This is a genomic window from Paraglaciecola sp., from assembly GCF_051252315.1.
GTDB lineage: Bacteria > Pseudomonadota > Gammaproteobacteria > Enterobacterales > Alteromonadaceae > Paraglaciecola.
The window spans coordinates 1-19,070 of sequence record NZ_JBPOFP010000032.1 but is presented as its reverse complement, the minus strand read 5'-3'; the positions used below and the strand labels follow the sequence as shown (position 1 = coordinate 19,070).

The window sequence follows — 19,070 nt, the reverse complement described above, 5'->3', positions numbered from 1 at the left end:
AAGAATTAACCAAGCTGGTTGTCTGTAATTTGAGTCTGTAATTGTAGTACGAGTTGTTTTAATGCTTTTCCACGGTGGCTTAATGCGTTTTTTTGCTCGCGAGTTAACTCGGCTGAGCTACAGTTTTGTTCATCTACCCAGAACACTGGGTCATAACCAAAACCATTTTCGCCCTGTTGGTTTTGAGTGATGTTACCCAGCCATTCTCCTTGACAGATAATAGGCGTGGGGTCATTAGCATGACGCATAAATACCAATACACACAAGAACCTAGCTTGCCGTTGACCTAGCGGCACATCTTGCATTTCAACTAATAACTTGTCGATGTTGGTTTGATCTGTGGCGTTTTCACCAGAGTACCTAGCCGAGTAAACTCCAGGAGCGCCACCAAGAGAATCAACGGCTAAACCCGAGTCATCAGCGATAGCCGGTAAACCTGTAATTTTGGCTGCATGACGGGCTTTGATAATGGCATTTTCAACAAAGGTCGTGCCCGTTTCTGCTACTTCATCAACTGCCAATTCATTTTGAGAAAAAACCTCAATGTCTAGTGCGGCTAACATATCGCCAAGCTCTTTGACTTTGCCTTGGTTACCTGTAGCCAGCACTACCTTTTCGAAATTCTCAATAGAAGGCATTACGCTTTTTTACCTCTACCTTTTTTCTTTTTCTTACTGCTGGCTACGCGTTTAGCTTTTAACGCAGCTTTTTTGGTTTTGGTGCTAATCTTTTTCTTAGTTGGCGGTTTAGCTTCTTTATTTTTAGGTCTAAGTTCGCTGATTACACGGCGTTTAAGCACTTGTTCTGTGTAGCGTTCAATTTTAGGAACAATACCAATATCGTGAGCTTCTACTAATGAAATTGCTGTGCCCTTATTGCCCGCGCGACCCGTTCGGCCGATTCTATGTACGTAGACATCTGCCGTGCGCGGCATGTCGTAATTGATCACGTGACTAATGTTGTCCACATCTATTCCACGAGCCGCGACATCTGTTGCCACCAATATTTTGACTTCGCCCGTTCTAAAGCGCTCCATTGCCGCATTGCGTTTATCTTGTGGCATTTCACCTTGTAACCAACCACATGGAATATCAGCAGAGTTTAGTTGGCCAACTAATGTGGCCAAACGCTCACGTGTCTTGACAAATACGATGGCGGTTTCAACTTGGTTGCTTAAAATATGTGTCAGTAAGGCTAATTTATGATTAGCGTTATCAGCTAAATGTATCCACTGATGGATCACGCCTTTTTCTTTTCGACTTGATTCGGCTTCAAGCTCTACTGGCTCATTGAGTAAGTCGTCAGAAAAACGAGCAATGCCTGTGCCTTCCAAAGTGGCAGAAAACAACATGGTTTGTTTACGCCATCTGGCCTCTGCAGCTATTTGATTTACTATGGCAGAGAAACCCATATCCAACATGCGGTCTGCTTCATCTAAAATGAGACATTCAATATCTCGACAATCAAAACTTTCGGTTTCGATATGTTCAAATAATCGTCCCGGTGTGGCCACCAAAATATCTAGATTTTTTTCTAGCAAGTCACGGTCAGTTCCGTAATTGATCCCACCCGTTATTACGCCGCAGTTAATATGCGGCAAGTATTTACACAGTGCTTTTGCTTGTTCGAAAATTTGTAAAGCCAACTCTCTAGTTGGCGTTAAAATTAATATGCGCGTCGCACCGGGTTGACGTCTTGGGTAATCTAATAAAAATTGGCATGCAGGCAACAAAAACGCAGCTGTTTTACCTGTGCCAGTTGGGGCAGAAGCAAGAATATCTTTGCCTGCCATTGCCTCTGGAATAACCAAAGACTGGATGCTAGTAGGGGTTTTGTACCCCATATCCACAACCGCGTGGATCAAATCATCGTCTAATTCTAATTGTTCGAACATTTACTCTGCCTAAGCTTTTTATGCGGGCTAACTCGTTGCGGTGGATTATAAATGAGTTAAAAGGTAATTGCTTAAATATTATGAACCCTTTAAGTTTGGGAGGCTTAGTGTGTTACGTTATTTGGAGTTATAAAATGAAGGCTAGCTGGTAATTATGACCAAAAATACTCGATTATCTTTTGCAGTTTTGTCAATTGGCTATGTAGCCTCATTACATTTAAATATACCCGTATCGGGTTTGTTTAAAATTTTGCCTTTATTGGTATTGTTTATTGCCGTCACTATTTATGCATCTCCGCCCAAAAGACACTTTTTATTAGTAGCGCTGTTTTTTAGTATGTGTGGTGATTTGTTATTAAATGAAAACCAGTTTGTTTTCGGTGTTGCTGCATTCTTATTAGCCCAATTAAGTTACGCATTTTTATTTGTACGAGATTGGCAGGGCATGACTAAACGTTTACCCATAAGCGGCTTTTTGTTGCTTTATTTAGGTGTGGTTTTGTATTTATTACTGCCTAATTTAGGCTCTTTATTAATCCCAGTAATGGCTTATATCTTTGCTATCGGTTTTATGGGGTTTGCAGCTATACAATCTAAATTGAACGCAAAGTATTCCGTGGCAGGCGCTTTAGTGTTTATCTTGTCTGATTCGTTGATTGCTTTTGAGAAGTTTTTACTGCCCATACCCTACAATGACTATTGGATAATGAGCAGTTATTACTTGGCCCAATGGTTACTTATAGAAGGCTTTTTTAAGCAAGACCAAACTTAGTTAACCGGAGCTCAGGGTAAGCCGTTTATTTTTGCGCAGCGACCACAGATATTTCAACCAATAATTCAGGTCTTGCCATCGATGCCTGCACACAAGCTCTGGCTGGGGCGTGACCTTCTGGAACCCAAGCATCCCAAACAGCATTCATGGCTTTAAAGTCCAGCATATCTTTGATGTAAATAGTGGCTGATAAAATGTGCTCTCTGTCGCTTCCGGCATCGATTAATAATCCATCTACTTTATCTAACATGGTTTGTGTTTGCTCGGTAATATCCTTGTCGGCATCAGCTGCAACTTGTCCGCACAGATAAACTGTACCTTGATGGACCACAATGCGACTCATACGTTGTTTGGTTTCTTTTCTAATAATTTCGGTCATTTGGATTCTAAATATACTGGATAATTTGACGTGAATAATACCAGTCACTGCAATGTTCGTCATGGTGGATCCTGAATAAGGTATGACGACCTTTAGTTTTAATGTATTACCCGGGTAATATTGATCTTTTATTTATATCAGGGTAATATTGGTTTTGTGTTTTTATCTGGGTAATATTCCGGGTAATTAACTGGACAATTAAATGAGAAAAATTATGTCAAATCACTATGTAGCCATTTATCAACAGAAGTTTTTAGCAAAAGGTTTTTTAGATGAGATTATCCAACAGGTTAAGGCTATTGGCCTAGATATCGAGCCAATAGTCATTGAAGTCGATACTTGTCAGCGAATTGATTTTAGTTGGCAAGGTAGTGCGAAAACAGTACTCGATAGTTTACCCAGCAATTTATTAGCGGGAAGCTCGGTCATACACAAGCGAGGTCGACCAAAGTTAGGGGTGAAATCGAAAGAAGTTACTTTATTACCAAGACACTGGGAGTGGTTGGCCAGACAAAGAGGTGGTGCGTCAGCAACCCTAAGAAGGTTAGTAGAAGAAGCCCAAAAAAATCCATCGACTGAAGAGCTAATTTTGGAAAAACAGCAACAGTTAGATACCTTTATGTCGATATTTTTAGCTGATGAAACAGGTTACGAAGAAGCTAGTCGCGCTTTGTATCGAAATAGTCGCGTGAGTTTTGATTCGGCGATCCAATCTTGGCCAGCGGATATAAAACAATTTGTTTTAGAAAAATTTAATCAGATACACGATTTACATAATGGATAGCATAAAATTGGATAGCACTGAAATGGAAACAACAGAACAATCACCCAAGGATAATAAGTTTTTGCAAGGCTCCTTATCGTCCGTCTTTTTTAAGACCGCGGCACCCATCATATTTATGATGTTAGTGAATGGTTCGTTTACCTTGGTCGATGCATATTTTTTAGGCACCTTTGTCAGTGCCCATGCCTTGGTTGCTGTTACCTCTATGTTTCCTATTTTCATATTTTTAATCGCATTATCTACTTTGGTGTCGAGTGGTTTTTCGAGTGTCATGGCTCGGTTGTTGGGTGCAAATAAGTTAACTCTAGCAAAAGAAGTATTTACACAGGCGATTACGTTGTCACTGTTAGTGGCAGGCGTATTAATCCTTCTATTTTTAATGTTAGGTGAACCTTTAAGTCGCGCCTTAAATAACGACGATTTGGCTCTGGCAAACATGAGTTACACCTACGTATCTATCCTGTTACTGGGTTCGCCTTTAATGTTTTTATTAAATGTAAATAGCGACAGTTTACGCTGTGAAGGTCATATCGGCATGATGGCAGTTGTTTCTTTGTCGTCAGTTTTATTAAACGGCGTGTTTAATTATGTATTGATTGTGCATCTTGAATATGGCGTTGCGGGCTCTGCTCTAGGCACCTTGTTGGCCCAGTCAAGTTCGTTGTTATTGATCGTTGTTTTTAGATTAAAACGACAGGGATCCATGCAGGCTAATGTACTGTCTTGCTCTTGGTCGAGGAGTTATTGGCGCGAGTTTTTGGCTATAGGCGCCCCTTCAAGTTTGACTCATCTTGGATTTGCTTTGTCTTCCGGTGCGATTTTTTATAATTTGCAGATTTGGGGAGAAGGAGCCTATGCAGATACCGTTGGGGCATATGGGATCATGACCCGCTTAATGACTTTTATATTTTTACCTCTATTGGGTTTAAGTTTGGCGTTTCAAACTATTGTGGGTAACAACTTAGGTGCAAAACAATTTCAACGGGTTAACTCAAGTATCAAAATAGCGGTAGTGGCTTCTTTCATTTATTGCTTAACATGGCAATTAATTATTTATTTTAATCATCAACACTTAGGTGCGTTATTTGTTAGTGATGTTGGCATTATCAAAGAAGTGAGCCGTATTACACCTGCCTCAACCATGAGTTTGTTTTTACTCGGGCCAGTGATGATGATTACTATGTATTTCCAAGCAATCGGAGATGCTAAACGAGCAGGGTTATTGAGCATGGCAAAAACCTATGCTTTTCTATTGCCATTATTGTTTCTTATGCCCTTGGGGTTTGCAGAGTGGGGCATATGGTACGCGGGACCAGTGGCTGAGGTGTTGGGTTTGATGTTAACTATTGTGGTGTTGTTTCACCGACAAAAATCTGCTGGGTATAAATTGGGTTTGTTTAAAGTCTAGTTCTTGCCCATCAGAATATAAATATTCTGATGGGGATGTCTGTTGATTACTCTGACAAAATATCCACTAATTCTTTTACTTCAGTGAGTTGTTGCGTGAGATCAGCAACTTGTTGTTCAAGTTGGGCGATGCGTTGTAGTGCATCATTATCTATTTGTTGGGGAGCTGGTGGTGTCGATGAGCTGAAATTACTCGTTATCACTTGTTGGTTAGTCGCAATTAACTCTGGCTCGCCACTAAACAAATGGGCGTATCGTGAGTCGCGTTTACCGGGTTCTCTTTCAAGTTTAACCACCAAACATTCGTCGTTTAGATTTGTGAGTTGTTGTAAGGCTAGTTCAACCTCTTCTACATTGGTAAATTCTGCCAATCGATTAGTGCGGGTTCTAAGCTCTCCTGGCGTTTGAGGGCCACGTAATAATAGGACACAAACTATGGCAAGTTGTTGGCGATTAAATTTTAAGTCGCTAAATTCAGTATTACAAAACCTGTGTTTGTACTTAACCACTCGACTACCCACACCTGTGTATTCCAATATCAATTTTTTATGGGTTAGGTCATCCAATATATTTTGTACTTCAGTTTCACTAAAACTAACAACAGGCTCTCTATTACTTTTTTGATTGCAGCCTTGGGTCAAACCATTTAACGAAAGTGGGTATTGGTCTGGTGTGGTGATTTCTTTTTCGAGTAATACGCCGATGACACGGGCTTCATTTGGGGTAAGTTGAATTAAAATAATGATTTCCTTTTTTTCAGGGGGAATGTTTAGCCTAGAATAATTTGAGCCATAATTCTTTTCTATGAATTGGTGTCGAATCAGGTAACAAAGGGTTTTGCAATTGAATAATTTTTCGCTTATTTAAGTTCAGCTCGTCTAAACTTTTTTGGTGAAACTCTAAAAATATCTTATCAAAACTGCCATCTTTTATTGCACTTTCTAACCCATTTAACACTTGTGTATGCAAAAATTTATTTGCCTTATTCACGAAGAAATACATAGCTGTTGGATAGTATATAGCAATATGTTTATCGATAATTAATGGTAATGTCTTGTGCCTACTTAAGTCGTTTTTTATTTCTGCGATACTTCTGGGAAAGTAATCAAAACGTTTTAGCGCTAACATTTTAAACAAAGCATTGAAGTTGACCCCATTTGTAACACTAATCCCATTATGACGAAGAATTTTAGCATCTGACCAGGCATCTAACTGGCCTGCTGAATGTGACCGCAAGTCTTTGAGGATCATGGTTTGTTTAAATAGGTTTTCCGATTGTTGGTGGATTAGTGGGATGCGTAAACCTAATAGCCCTTTTAATAGAGGTATTTGAACAGCTAGATAACCTTCGTCTCTGTCGTTTCTTGAGGTGCTCCATAATATTTGTACAATTTCGTTTTGTTCTAAAAGTTTAAAGTTTCGTGCAGTAGGAATGCTTTGGCCATTAGCTTCGACTAAAAACTGGTGTTCACTATAAGACAAGGCATGTTTTAACAGTTCAATTTGATATTTTGAGCGTAGATTACTTTGTTTAACACCTGGGTAAAGTAGTGGGTATATATTCTGTTGCTTTAAGTCAGCCTGTGTTTGCGCTTTCACTTGAATTAGCGAAGGAATAAATAACAAACTTATTAACAATAAGAATTTACGCATTAACTTGCCTGTATAAAAATTAAAATTTTAACCACTCTTTTACTTTTATCAATAGCTTAAGATTAACCTATAGCATGATTCAGTGGTTAGATAAAACCTTAACCTTTATTTTTTGAATGTTAATAAATTAGTACACCTGGGTACTCCATTTAAATATGCACTTGCTTTTTCATATCTGGTTGAGTGGCGTTTTTTTTAGGTGTATTATTGTTAACAATTTTTTAGTTAATGGTGTGTATACAATGTTTTGTCGTTTTGTGGTGTTAATTAGTATTTTTGCTACTTTGTTTAGTTGCTCTAACTCTTCAATAAATCATATAAATAAACCTGATTGGGACGGGCTATCTTTACCGTCAAATGTAGGGAAATTAGACAACTGGCAGCTGATTACAAAGGTCAGTGACAATTTTAATTATTCTGGTAAAACCGCTGAGTTTAATCAGAAGTGGCATGACAATCACGCCCGCGGTTGGAAAGGCCCTGGAGCCACGTATTTTAGTGCCAAACACAGTCAGTTGTTAGATGGTAACTTAGTACTTAGCTCAGCTGTGGTTCCTGAACCTGAACAGGGAAAAATTGTTGATTATGGAAATTTTAAATCTAAAAAAACTATTTATACTGGATTTGTTACGGCTAAAGAATCAATCACTTATCCTATCTATGTTGAAGCGAGTATGAAAATTTCTAGTATCGCTTTAGCCAGTAATTTTTGGATGCTCAGTGATGATGATAAATATGAAATAGATGTGACTGAAACCTACGGTGACACTAAACATAATGTACAACAGATGTCGACTAACTATCATATTTTTAAGCGCGACCCAGTTACCAATGAATACCTTGAAGACTATGGGCATAAAGCTAAGCACTATAAAACCTCTGATAAAGCATTGTTAAATCAGGATTTTCATCGTTTTGGGTTTTATTGGAAAAGCCCGACACATATGGAGTTTTACTTGGATGGAAAGTTTGTGCGTGAACTTTCATCGAACACCGATTTGACTGATCCTGATGGCCATTTTTTTGATAGACCAATGCGCATTATTTTTGATATGGAAGATCATGTATGGCGTGCCAGAAAAGGTATTACCCCTACAGTTCAAGAATTGAATGATCCGACTAAAAATAGAATGTATGTAGATTGGATCCGAGCTTATCGCCCTGCTCAATAACGAGAAGCTCCACTATGCAAACCTGATAAAAGTTATATTATAATATTTATTTGATTATTTGTGTATTTTGTTATTTGGATCGCAATGTTAAATAGCTCAATATAGCATTGTTAACAATCATCAGTTGAGAAGAAGTGTTGGCTCAACAAAAATGATTAATCGGTCACTTTTGACAACAATTTGCATTTTGATAGGTTGCTTGATCGTTGGCCTTAATAATAACTAACCCTGAACTATTAATTAAAATAAGGAGAGCGTTATGAGGTTTACTAAGATTAGCAAGCTAAGCTGTTTGCTTATTGCTGCTATGCTTACCGCTGCTTGGAATGTGATGGCTGACACTAAAGTTGAGTTGTCGGGAGAACTACGTAAGTGGCATTCGGTATCTTTAATTTTTGATGGACCGGCTACGTCCGAAGATAATAAATACAACCCATTTGTAAATTATAGATTGAATGTAGAGTTTACTCATAAAGTAACAGGTAAAAGTTATGTCGTTCCTGGATATTTTGCAGCAGACGGCAATGCCGCAAACACAGGCGCTACGGCTGGAAATAAATGGCGAGTTAACTTTACTGCTGATGAAGAAGGTAAATGGGATTGGCATGCAACCTTTAGAAAAGGCCGATTTGTTGCTGTTTCGAATAAAGCGTTAGCCGGTGCTACAGCTGGATTTATGGATAATCAAACAGGTCGCTTTGAAGTTAAAGCAACGAATAAGGCTTACCCAGATTTTCGTCAGCGAGGCCGTTTACAGTATATTAACCTGCCTTATCTGCGTTTTGCAGAAACTGGAGAATACTTTATTAAAGCTGGGCCAGACGCACCAGAAAATCTACTTTCCTATGCCGATTTTGACGGCACGTTTCACAATGACGGACATAAAGACAATTTAGTAAAAACTTGGGCACCTCATTTAAAAGATTGGAAAAAAGGGAACCCAACTTGGGGAGAAGGCAAAGGTAAGGCCTTGATAGGTGCACTAAATTACCTCGCTGAGAAAGGCATGAACTCCATTTCTTTTTTAACTTTGAATATTATTGGTGATGACCAAAATGTATTCCCTTATGTGGATTACGATACTTACGATCGGTTGGATGTGTCTAAACTCGATCAGTGGAACATCATCTTTAGCCACGCTCAGAAGAAAGGCTTATTTTTACATTTTAAAACCCAAGAAGTTGAGAACCAAGGTTTATTGGATAACGGAGGATTAGGTTTACAACGCCAGCTTTATTATCGCGAACTTATCGCTCGTTTTGGTCACCATTTGGCTTTAAATTGGAATATGGGGGAGGAAAATGGTGAGTGGGTTCCTAACCACAAGTCTATGCCTCAATCTACCATTCAACGTTTAGCCATGGCGAAATATTTCCACAATAATGACCCTTACAATCATCATGTTGTGATCCATAACGGTAATGACTACAACGACCTTACTGGGCCAGATAGTTATTACACTGGGGCTTCAGTTCAAACCAGCCGCAAAGACTTTAGCAGCATTCATGGGGCAGTTAAGCGTTTACGAGAATGGCCACTAACTAATGGTCGTCCTTTTGCTGTATCAGTCGATGAACCAGGGGACGCACACGATAGTTTGTTACCTGATAGTATTAACCCTAAACACACTAATGCTAGAAAAAATGGTTTATGGGGAGCGTTAACTGCTGGGGCTTGGGGAACAGAATGGTACTTTGGGTATGCACATCCTCATTCTGATTTGACCGCTCAAGATTGGCGCTCACGGGATCTATTTTGGGATCAAGCTAAACATGCGTTAGATTTTTTCAAAATTGCAGATGTGCCGTATCATAAAGGTAAAAATCTAGATAATTTGTCTAATGGTCATTGGGTGTTAGGTGAAGAAGGCCAGTTTTATATAGTGTTTGTTAAAGATGCTTCAAAACAGGTTAATTTGAATATTTATTTTGGTAAAGCAGATTATTCTGTGCAGTGGTACAACCCTAGAGAAGGTGGAAAGCTTCAAAACGGTAGTGTGGAAAAAGTGTCAGTGACTAAAAACCGTACTAGTTATCCAAAGTATGAGCGGTTGGCACTAGGTGCGGCTCCGAGTGATACAGATAAGGACTGGGTGATTTTAGTTAAGCGATTGTAATGCGATAATTAACCCATTAAAAGCTGCCTATTTTAGCTTTCAACTTAAATGTTGATTTTTTAACGACGAGTAAGCCAATTGCAAAAGCAGTTGGCTTTTTTATTTGTAATTTTACGTCGTTAATATGATAAAAGTGGAGGTGAAAATGAGGGGCGTGTACCTACTTTTTACTGACCACTTCCTTTGTCATCCGCTTCATTAAATCTCCCCAACTAAGATCTAATCAAAATGATTGCATTTTAAATTAAGATAAATTAATCTTTATATATCGAATCATTATGAGTTTATCTTTATGTCTAATCTTGAACATCAGCATCCAGCGGTAAAGCAGGCGTTATCTGAATTACCACAAGCCCAAAAAGATCGTTTGGCTTTTATTGATTTTAGTTTGCAGTATTTTGGCCATGTGGCACGAACTGATCTTATCCAAAGGTTTAAAACTGGGCTTGCGGCTAGTACGCGAGATTTCAGCGCTTATAAAGAGTTGGCGCCAGATAATCTGGTGTTGAAGCATCAGACTAAGAATTACCACAGAACGGAAGATTTCACTCCGGTGTTTAAGCATGATCCTGAGGTGATTTTAACTTCATTAAGTCGTGGTTTTGGTAACGGTATCTCTACTGGAACTCAACCGTCAGAACAGTGTTTTGATACGGTACGTTTAATTCATCCTGATCCGGCCATTATTGCTGGGATCATGCGAGCCATTCATAACAAAAAAGCCATTAAGTGTGGCTACGTTTCGGTGTCTTCCGGGGAATCCCAACGATCTTTAGTACCACATTCTATTGTAAATAATGGTCACCGCTGGCATGTACGCGCCTATGATAGAAAAAACAATAGCTTCCGAGATTTTGTGTGTACACGGTTTACGCGAGTCGAAGTAATGCCTGAAGATACGCATGTACATGAAACCAGTCACTATGATGAACAGTGGCAGCAATTGGTTGAGCTAGTGTTAATCCCTCATCCTAGCCTTAAACAGACTAAAGCAATTGAAATGGATTACGCCATGCAAGACGGTAAATTAGTGTTACAGCTTAAAGCTGCCGTTGCTGCCTATGTGTTACGCCAATGGCAAGTTGACTGCTCGGTTGAGCACCAAATTAATAACCAAAGCTGTCAATTGGCTTTAGCTAATCATAGTGTGCTTGAACAAATTGCTAGCTCTGGCCTGTTATTAACTAGCTAGGCTAATTAATAACAGGCCATTATTAACCACTTAAAACCGGTACACCTAGTCGATTGAACCATTCTAATGTGGTTCGGTCTTTTAGCGATAATATGCTTAATATATTTTGCCCAGACAATAATTCTACTAAGTAACTGACCTCTTGATTGGCGTACCTGTCATGAGAATCTTTTACATCAGCACGTTTACCAAATAGGGCATCAGCTTCATCAAAAAATAATATCCATTTGTTACTTTGGGCTTGAGCAATTAGTTTTGCTATGTTTTTCTCGGTTTCACCTATGTACTTTGCGGTGAAAGAGTTGCAATCGACAATACAAATCGTTGCTTCAAGGCTCTCTTGCTTTAGGTGCTGGGCCACATAATTGAGTACTAATCCAATATCACTTTTTGAATATCCATTTAATACAATTTGGCTTGTTAGTTGTTTACTACTTTTTACCAAAGCGTCTTTTAAACAACTTAAGGCTTCATCTTTTAACGGTACGCTATACTTTACGTCCGCTGGTTTACTTAGAAGATGTAATGGTGTGATGTAACCTTGTTGATATTCACTAAACTTGGTGCGATATATTTTCACGGGTTATTTCTCCATTTATAACTAATGTGAATAGTGGTAATTTTTTTAAATGATGAATAATCAATTAAAAATCAGGTAAACTATGCGCAAATTTGCCCCTGCTAATTATAATGTTATTAGCTACTGCCCTATGAGGTTTATATGAGTTTATTTTTAGAGTACATCGAAGAAATTGCAAGTCGTAAAAAAGATTTAGGATTAGCGCCTAAACCAATCGATAGCGCTGATTTAGTAGCAGAAATTATCGAGCAAATTAAAGATCAAGGACACGCCCACAGAGCTGAGTCACTTGATTTTTTCATTTATAACACCTTACCAGGCACAACGAGTGCAGCTGGCGAAAAGGCTAAATTCTTAAAAGCTATTATTCTTGGCGAAGAAACGGTTGCAGAAATTACTCCAGAATTTGCTTTTGAATTGTTGTCACACATGAAAGGTGGCCCTTCTATTGAAGTGCTTCTTGATTTGGCTCTAAGCGATGACGCTGCTGTTTCAGCGCCTGCTGCTGACGTATTAAAAACCCAAGTATTCTTGTATGACGCTGACACTTCTCGTTTAGAAGCGGCATTTAAAGCAGGTAATGCCATTGCTAAAGGCATTTTAGAAAGTTACGCACAAGCAGAGTTTTTCACTAAATTACCAGACGTAGAAGAGAAAATTGACGTAGTGACTTATATTGCTGGTGAAGGTGATATTTCTACAGATTTACTTTCTCCAGGACACCAAGCTCACTCTCGTGCCGACCGTGAATTGCACGGCCAGTGTATGATTACCCCAGAAGCACAAAAAGAAATCCAAGCACTTCAAGCTAAGCACCCTAACGCAAAAGTAATGTTGATTGCTGAAAAAGGCACTATGGGTGTGGGTTCTTCTCGTATGTCTGGTGTGAATAACGTTGCACTTTGGGCTGGTAAACAAGCAAGCCCATATGTTCCTTTTATTAACATTGCTCCAGTGGTTGCTGGTACTAACGGCATTGCGCCAATTTTCTTAACGACTGTTGACGTTACCGGTGGTATTGGTCTTGACCTTAAAAACTGGGTTAAGAAAACCGATGCAGACGGTAACACTGTCACAGACGCTAACGGTGATGCAGTATTAGAAGAAGCCTACTCTGTAGCTACAGGTACAGTGTTAACTATCGATACTAAAGCTAAGACGTTATTCAACGGCGACAAAGAACTTGCTGATATCTCGTCAGCTTTCACACCGCAAAAAGTTGAGTTTATGAAAGCTGGTGGTTCTTACGCGGTAACATTTGGTAAGAAACTACAAACATTTGCTGCAGAAACATTAGGTGTACAAGCCGCGAATGTTTATGCGCCATCTAAAGAAATTTCTCATGAAGGGCAAGGCCTAACAGCAGTTGAAAAAATCTTTAACCGTAATGCGGTGGGTGTTGCATCAGAGACTGCATTACATGCAGGTTCTAACACGCGCGTTAAAGTCAATATTGTTGGCTCACAGGACACTACAGGGCCAATGACCTGCCAGGAATTAGAAGCCATGGCTGCTTCTACTATTTCTCCACTTGTTGACGGCGCATACCAATCTGGCTGTCACACAGCATCGGTTTGGGATAGCAAAGCGAAAGCGAATATTCCAAAACTTATGTCGTTCATGAACAAGTTTGGTTTAATCACGGCACGTGATCCAAAAGGTGTTTATCACGCAATGACAGATGTTATTCATAAAGTATTGAATGACATTACCATTGACGACCGCTCTATCATCATTGGTGGTGATTCACATACTCGTATGTCTAAAGGTGTTGCATTTGGTGCTGACTCGGGCACGGTTGCAATCGCATTAGCGACAGGTGAATCGGCAATGCCAATTCCTGAGTCTGTAAAAGTAACCTTTAAAGGCAACATGCAAGGTCACATGGATTTTCGTGATGTAGTACACGCAACTCAAGCACAAATGCTTAAGCAGTTTGGTGGCGAAAACGTTTTCCAAGGTCGTATTATCGAAGTTCATATTGGAACGCTTATGGCTGACCAAGCGTTTACCTTCACAGATTGGTCTGCAGAAATGAAAGCAAAAGCTTCTATCTGTATTTCAAATGACGAAACGTTAATCAAGTCAATTGAGCTGGCTAAGAGCCGTATCCAAATCATGATCAACAAGGGTATGGAAAACGAAGCGGGTATGTTGGCTGGCCTAATTAAGTTAGCTGACGAACGTATCGCTGGAATCAAGTCTGGTGAACAACCAGCACTATCACCAGATGATAACGCTAAGTACTATGCTGAAGTGGTTATTGATCTAGACGCAATCGCAGAACCTATGATTGCCGACCCAGACGTAAACAACGAAGACGTATCTAAGCGTTATACTCACGACGTGATCCGTCCGGTTTCATTCTATGATGGTAAGCCAGTTGATTTAGCCTTTGTTGGTTCATGTATGGTGCACAAAGGTGACATGCAAATCATCGCGCAAATGTTACGTAATCTTGAAAAGCAAAATGGTAGCGTGAGCTTTAAAGCGCCACTAGTAGTTGCTCCACCTACGTATAACATTGTTGACGAGCTTAAAGCTGAAGGCGACTGGGAAGTGTTAGAGAAATACTCTGGATTTGTATTTGACGACGCTAACCCGAAAGGCGCGGCACGTACTAAATATGACAACATTCTGTATCTTGAGCGCCCTGGTTGTAACTTATGTATGGGTAACCAAGAAAAAGCAGAACCGGGTGATACGGTAATCGCTACGTCAACTCGTCTTTTCCAAGGCCGTGTAGTAGCAGATTCTGCTGAGAAAAAAGGTGAGTCATTATTAGGCTCTACACCGCTAGTTGTACTTTCGTCAGTATTGGGTCGTTTCCCTTCTATGGACGAATATAAAGCGGCGGTTGAAGGCATTGACTTAACCCGTTTTGCACCGCCTACCGAAGAAATGACGACTAAATTTTCTGGACAAGCTGTACCAGTAAAAGTTGTAAGTTAATTCGTTTAGCTAAATAGTTATTTCCAAAGGGTTACTTTTTTGAGTAACCCTTTTTTTATGGCTAGATAATTTTATGGAACTTTTGGTGTGTATTATTCTCTGACACATAAGTTTGAGAGAAGGAGGAATTAATGAAAAAATCATTTATAGTATCCATGGTTATTTTTAGCATATCGTTACTTAGTAGCTGCACGACTAAACAAGCTCAACAACTAATTGGCCACGCAATAGCAGATGGTGCCAATACCGAAGTACGTTATAACGCCTCACAATGTCGTACGTTACAAATGCGGTGTGTACAAGGTGAGTTTCAAGAGTGGGAAACCAGTGACAAAGAAATGGGCTGCTCTTGCAAAAAACTTTAGAGGTTTAATATGTTAAAGTTTATATGTTTATTAAGTACGAGCTTTATACTGTCTTGTAACTCAAAAGTACCTTCTCAGCCGCCTTTTCCTCAAGAAATGCCAATAAACAGTCAGGTAACCCATAAGCAATATTTTTATGATCCTATGCAGTGCCAAACGTTACAACATCAATGTGGAGGAAAGTATATTGCTTGGGATAAGGATTCAAATAGAGAAAACAAAAACCAAGGGAATGTTGGCCATATCGAACATGTTCCCAAACCAGTAGGTTGTGCCTGCCAGCGATAATGAGTTGTTGATTGGAGTCAAAATGAGTGTGAAGCGTTTTATTTATGTTATCAGTTTTGTTTTTAGTCTGCTGGCTTACCATATAGGTGCAGAAGAACAACAAGTCATGTTCTCATCGGTTGAAGTACAAGTGAATGACACCAGTTATTCACTTGAATACGCACAAACTCATAAACAACGAGCACAAGGTCTAATGCACAGAAACTCTATGTGTGAAAGTTGCGGCATGTTGTTTAACTTTCAACAGGCTCGTGGTGTGAGTATGTGGATGAAAGATACTCATATTCCGTTAGATGTAGCCTTTATTCGTGCAGATGGTTTTATTGTAAACGTTGAGACCATGAAGCCCCTTGAACTTAGTACGACAAGTTCTTCTGGAAAAGTGCTGTATGCTTGGGAGATGAATAAAGGTTGGTTTGCCAAAAATGGAATTGGCGTTGGAGACACTGTTTTGGTATCTGATAAATAATGTGTAGTAAATAAGGTTGTAATCAGGGGGAGTAATGAAAGGTCCGGCGCAATTTGGTGTCATAGTGTATTCCACTGATATTAAGGGTTTAGCAGAGTTTTATGTGGCTATGTTTGGCATGAGTATTGGCCGAGAAGCTACCGAGTTTATTAGCTTAAGTCATGATGGATTTAATTTAATTATTCATGTTCCTCCTGTTGAAATTCCCACAAATAACTTTAATACAATTAAGATATTTTTAACTGTAGACAGCCTTGAACAGGCAAAGCTTAAAGTGATTAGATTAGGAGGCGATACTTTAGAGGGAGAATGGGGAAACCCCATTTTTAAGGTGTGTAATATTGCCGACCCCCAAGGAAACCATATTCAATTGCGGGAGTTTATTTAACCTTGTGTCAACCGGCTAGTTGACACAAGGTATTGTTTCATAACCGTGTTAAACAAGGCTAGATGTAAGAATATAATGTTTAGAAAGTAGGTTTATTATTCGTAATCCAAGGGATCTACAGTTTGATTCTTTGCAAATGCTTCTAGGCGCTCTTGGCAGGCGCCACATTTTCCACAGGCTTTTTCTCTGCCGTTGTAACAGGTCCAGGTTTTTCCGTAGTCTAATTCCATCTTTAGGCCGGCTGTTAATATGTCGATTTTACTCACGTTTAAATATGGTGTAATGATTTCTACTGCTTCATAATTGGCAATGGCACATACGTCATTCATTTTATGCACAAATTCTGGTCTACAGTCAGGGTATATTGCGTGGTCTCCTGAGTGTGCGCCGTAAAATACTTTATTGGCTTCTAATGACACGGCATAACCTACAGCCATTGATAGTAAAATCATATTTCTGTTAGGCACAACAGTGGTTTTCATGCTTTCTTCAGCATAATGCCCTTCAGCGACATCGATATCAGACGTGAGTGACGAACCACCTATTAATTGATTGATAGCAGATATATCGACAATTTTGTGGTGTACACCTAACTCTTTACAGGCATTGCTTGCATAGTCGAGCTCTTTTTTATGCCTTTGCCCGTAGTTAAAAGATAATGCAAATATCTCGTAACCTTGTTTTGCTGCTAAGTTAAGAACGGTAAAAGAGTCCATTCCTCCAGAAAAAATTACCACTACCTTTTGTGCCATTTAGTTTGCTTCTCTATAATCAAGCGGTTTAATGGTAATGTTAAGTGATCTATAAGGAAATTCCTATCTTAGTCGCTAATTCTAAAAGAGTAATAAAGGTGTATTTTTGAGTTCATATAAAATCAACGAAGTATTTGAGTCTTTGCAAGGAGAGGGGAGTTACACGGGGTTACCTTCAATTTTTGTGCGTTTGCAAGGTTGTCCGGTGGGGTGTCCATGGTGTGATACTCAACATACATGGACTGTCGATCCTGATTTTGAAAAAACGAGTGACTCTGTGATGGCTGAGAAACAAGAATCAAATTCCTGGTTTGAACACTCTACCGAGCAATTATTGGATTTATTTAATAGAAATGGATATGTGGCTAAACATATTGTGATCACGGGGGGAGAACCTTGTTTGTATGACCTCACGCCAATTACTAGTCAATTAATCGAAAAAGGGTATTCGGTACAGATAGAAACCAGTGGTACCTATGAGATTTTAGCGCATCAAGACACTTGGGTTACGGTATCCCCAAAAGTGAATATGCCAGGAGGCAAACACGTTTTGGTTAGTGCTATGCAAAGAGCGAATGAGATAAAACACCCTGTGGCTATGGAAAAACATATAGAAGAATTAGACTCAGTTTTGTTGTTGTTAGGTGATAGCCCTAAACCCAATATTTACTTACAGCCAATTAGCCAACAAAAAAGAGCGACGGAACTTGCAATTAAAACGTGTATAGCGCGTAATTGGCGTTTGTCGTTACAAACACATAAATTTATCGGTATAGAATAAACTTTTATATCAGGGGGACTAGTTAGTATGAATCGCAAACTAATTTGTTACTTATTAAGCAGTTTATTGTTATTGCTAAATTGCAATAAAGTTATGTCCGCATCTTGGGAAATTACCTATCCAAGAACTAGCTCTGATAGTGATAAAAGTACAGATTACCCTTTAAAAGTACTAGCACTAGCTCTTGAGCAGACAGGTGTTAACTTTCAACTTATTCCTTCTGAAAAACATTATACACAAGGCAAGAATCTAAGCAGATTAAAAGACAATAGAGAAATAAATGTTGTCTGGAGTATGACCGATCGCCAACGGGAAAAAGACTTACTGCCAATCCGTATTCCCATTTATAAAGGCCTGATTGGTTGGCGTTTGTTTTTAATCCGTGAAGATATGGCCGACCGGTTTAAATATATTCAAAAGGTAGATCACTTGCTAAAGTTATCGCCGATTCAAGGCCGTGATTGGCCAGATACAAAAATATTGCAGGCAAATAGTTTCAATGTGGTTACTAACATTAACCATAGTGCTTTAGGGCCCATGTTATCAAACGCACAAGGTGATTTTTTCCCACGGTCTATGCTAGAAATATGGGATGAAATTGAGACCTTACAAACAGATAATAAATTAATAATTCAAGACAGCTTAGGACTACAATATCCTGCGGCCATGTATTTTTTCGTTAATAACCAAAATAGGCCGTTAGCTCATTTAATTAGGACAGGCTTGGAAAAGGCGGTCGCTAATGGAAAATTTGATAAGTTATTTAATCAAACTTACCAATCTTATATTGATAGAACTAAGCTTAAAAAACGTAAGTTTTATCGTTTGAAGAATACGTTTTTACCGTCAGAAACGCCTTTAGATAGGAAAGAGTTATGGTTTAAGCCTAATTAACTTATTGGTAATTTTTTGAAATTTATATAAAAACTAAAACGACACTTATTATCCTGAACTTAGGTTTATTAAATCAAGTTCGGGCTTATTAAAAAATCGTAGTTAGGCATTGAGCGTTAACCATATTTATCAAAAAAATTAGGAGTGACAACACTACAATTTCTACCTTTTGCCTTTGCTTGATATAAGGCTTTATCAGCAGCCTTAAAAGTGATGTCGAATTGTTCAGTAC

20 protein-coding genes are annotated in these 19,070 nt (G+C 39.0%); 13 read left to right on the top strand and 7 right to left on the bottom strand.

All coding sequences use genetic code 11. The features are described 5' to 3' along the window. Positions 1–5: 5 nt before the first annotated feature. Both ACSHXM_RS08375 and srmB read right to left on the bottom strand, forming a co-directional pair. Positions 6–638: an XTP/dITP diphosphatase gene (locus tag ACSHXM_RS08375; RefSeq protein ID WP_435688300.1), complete on the bottom strand. Its 633-nt coding sequence runs from the start codon at positions 636–638 to the stop codon at positions 6–8. Further along, positions 638–1,894 carry an ATP-dependent RNA helicase SrmB gene (gene srmB / locus ACSHXM_RS08370; protein ID WP_435688299.1) on the bottom strand — a complete coding sequence of 419 codons (1,257 nt, stop codon included), beginning with the start codon at positions 1,892–1,894 and terminating at the stop codon, positions 638–640. The genes ACSHXM_RS08375 and srmB overlap by 1 nt, the downstream gene beginning before the upstream one ends. 154 nt (positions 1,895–2,048) lie before the next feature. Here srmB and ACSHXM_RS08365 point away from each other — a divergent pair, with 154 nt between their 5' ends. Then, positions 2,049–2,666, top strand: a complete 618-nt coding sequence (locus ACSHXM_RS08365) for a lysoplasmalogenase (RefSeq protein ID WP_435688298.1) — start codon at positions 2,049–2,051, stop codon at positions 2,664–2,666. A 25-nt stretch (positions 2,667–2,691) separates the two neighbouring features. Here ACSHXM_RS08365 and ACSHXM_RS08360 read toward each other — a convergent pair whose 3' ends face one another. After that, positions 2,692–3,045, bottom strand: coding sequence for a RidA family protein (locus ACSHXM_RS08360; protein ID WP_435688324.1), 354 nt, complete (start codon positions 3,043–3,045; stop codon positions 2,692–2,694). A gap of 202 nt (positions 3,046–3,247) precedes the next feature. Here ACSHXM_RS08360 and ACSHXM_RS08355 point away from each other — a divergent pair, with 202 nt between their 5' ends. Beyond that, positions 3,248–3,829: a DUF2239 family protein gene (locus ACSHXM_RS08355; RefSeq protein ID WP_435688297.1), complete on the top strand. Its 582-nt coding sequence runs from the start codon at positions 3,248–3,250 to the stop codon at positions 3,827–3,829. Further along, positions 3,822–5,237 carry an MATE family efflux transporter gene (locus ACSHXM_RS08350; RefSeq protein WP_435688296.1) on the top strand — a complete coding sequence of 472 codons (1,416 nt, stop codon included), beginning with the start codon at positions 3,822–3,824 and terminating at the stop codon, positions 5,235–5,237. The genes ACSHXM_RS08355 and ACSHXM_RS08350 overlap by 8 nt, the downstream gene beginning before the upstream one ends. A 46-nt stretch (positions 5,238–5,283) precedes the next feature. Here ACSHXM_RS08350 and ACSHXM_RS08345 read toward each other — a convergent pair whose 3' ends face one another. Together ACSHXM_RS08345 and ACSHXM_RS08340 are read right to left on the bottom strand one after the other, a co-directional pair. Next, entirely contained in the window at positions 5,284–5,976 is a 693-nt protein-coding gene (locus tag ACSHXM_RS08345) for a YceH family protein (protein ID WP_435688323.1), read from the bottom strand. A gap of 34 nt (positions 5,977–6,010) precedes the next feature. Continuing rightward, positions 6,011–6,889: a hypothetical protein gene (locus ACSHXM_RS08340; protein ID WP_435688295.1), complete on the bottom strand. Its 879-nt coding sequence runs from the start codon at positions 6,887–6,889 to the stop codon at positions 6,011–6,013. 242 nt (positions 6,890–7,131) lie between these two features. Between ACSHXM_RS08340 and ACSHXM_RS08335 the strand changes: the two genes are divergently transcribed. The 3 genes from ACSHXM_RS08335 to ACSHXM_RS08325 all read left to right on the top strand — a co-directional run bounded on the left by ACSHXM_RS08335 (position 7,132) and on the right by ACSHXM_RS08325 (position 11,369). Continuing rightward, the gene (locus tag ACSHXM_RS08335) at positions 7,132–8,061 is read left to right on the top strand and encodes a family 16 glycosylhydrolase (RefSeq protein WP_435688294.1); all 930 of its coding nucleotides are present in this window, start codon (positions 7,132–7,134) and stop codon (positions 8,059–8,061) included. Positions 8,062–8,320: 259 nt separating this feature from the next. After that, the gene (locus tag ACSHXM_RS08330) at positions 8,321–10,177 is read left to right on the top strand and encodes a DUF5060 domain-containing protein (protein ID WP_435688293.1); all 1,857 of its coding nucleotides are present in this window, start codon (positions 8,321–8,323) and stop codon (positions 10,175–10,177) included. Between the two features lie 292 nt (positions 10,178–10,469). Beyond that, complete coding sequence (locus ACSHXM_RS08325; RefSeq protein ID WP_435688292.1) at positions 10,470–11,369, top strand: WYL domain-containing protein; 900 nt, start codon at positions 10,470–10,472, stop codon at positions 11,367–11,369. 22 nt (positions 11,370–11,391) lie between these two features. Here the strand turns inward: ACSHXM_RS08325 and ACSHXM_RS08320 are convergent, their stop codons facing one another. After that, positions 11,392–11,949, bottom strand: a complete 558-nt coding sequence (locus ACSHXM_RS08320) for an AAA family ATPase (protein WP_435688291.1) — start codon at positions 11,947–11,949, stop codon at positions 11,392–11,394. A gap of 141 nt (positions 11,950–12,090) precedes the next feature. On the opposite strand from ACSHXM_RS08320, the gene ACSHXM_RS08315 reads away from it, so the two are divergent. The 5 genes from ACSHXM_RS08315 (at position 12,091) to ACSHXM_RS08295 (ending at position 16,411) form a co-directional block, all read left to right on the top strand. Further along, positions 12,091–14,901 carry a bifunctional aconitate hydratase 2/2-methylisocitrate dehydratase gene (locus ACSHXM_RS08315; RefSeq protein ID WP_435688290.1) on the top strand — a complete coding sequence of 937 codons (2,811 nt, stop codon included), beginning with the start codon at positions 12,091–12,093 and terminating at the stop codon, positions 14,899–14,901. A 131-nt stretch (positions 14,902–15,032) separates the two neighbouring features. After that, positions 15,033–15,266, top strand: a complete 234-nt coding sequence (locus ACSHXM_RS08310) for a hypothetical protein (protein ID WP_435688289.1) — start codon at positions 15,033–15,035, stop codon at positions 15,264–15,266. A 9-nt stretch (positions 15,267–15,275) separates the two neighbouring features. Beyond that, on the top strand, positions 15,276–15,554 hold the full coding sequence (locus tag ACSHXM_RS08305) for a hypothetical protein (protein ID WP_435688288.1): 279 nt from the start codon (positions 15,276–15,278) through the stop codon (positions 15,552–15,554). A gap of 22 nt (positions 15,555–15,576) precedes the next feature. Beyond that, entirely contained in the window at positions 15,577–16,023 is a 447-nt protein-coding gene (locus ACSHXM_RS08300) for a DUF192 domain-containing protein (RefSeq protein ID WP_435688287.1), read from the top strand. A gap of 34 nt (positions 16,024–16,057) precedes the next feature. Further along, complete coding sequence (locus ACSHXM_RS08295) at positions 16,058–16,411, top strand: VOC family protein (RefSeq protein WP_435688286.1); 354 nt, start codon at positions 16,058–16,060, stop codon at positions 16,409–16,411. Between the two features lie 95 nt (positions 16,412–16,506). On the opposite strand, the gene queC is transcribed toward ACSHXM_RS08295, so the two are convergent. Then, complete coding sequence (queC, locus tag ACSHXM_RS08290; RefSeq protein ID WP_435688285.1) at positions 16,507–17,163, bottom strand: 7-cyano-7-deazaguanine synthase QueC; 657 nt, start codon at positions 17,161–17,163, stop codon at positions 16,507–16,509. A gap of 106 nt (positions 17,164–17,269) precedes the next feature. Between queC and queE the strand changes: the two genes are divergently transcribed. Beyond that, complete coding sequence (queE, locus tag ACSHXM_RS08285; RefSeq protein WP_435688284.1) at positions 17,270–17,944, top strand: 7-carboxy-7-deazaguanine synthase QueE; 675 nt, start codon at positions 17,270–17,272, stop codon at positions 17,942–17,944. A 27-nt stretch (positions 17,945–17,971) separates the two neighbouring features. Further along, positions 17,972–18,838, top strand: coding sequence for an amino acid ABC transporter substrate-binding protein (locus tag ACSHXM_RS08280; protein ID WP_435688283.1), 867 nt, complete (start codon positions 17,972–17,974; stop codon positions 18,836–18,838). The last annotated feature ends 232 nt before the right edge of the window (positions 18,839–19,070 follow it).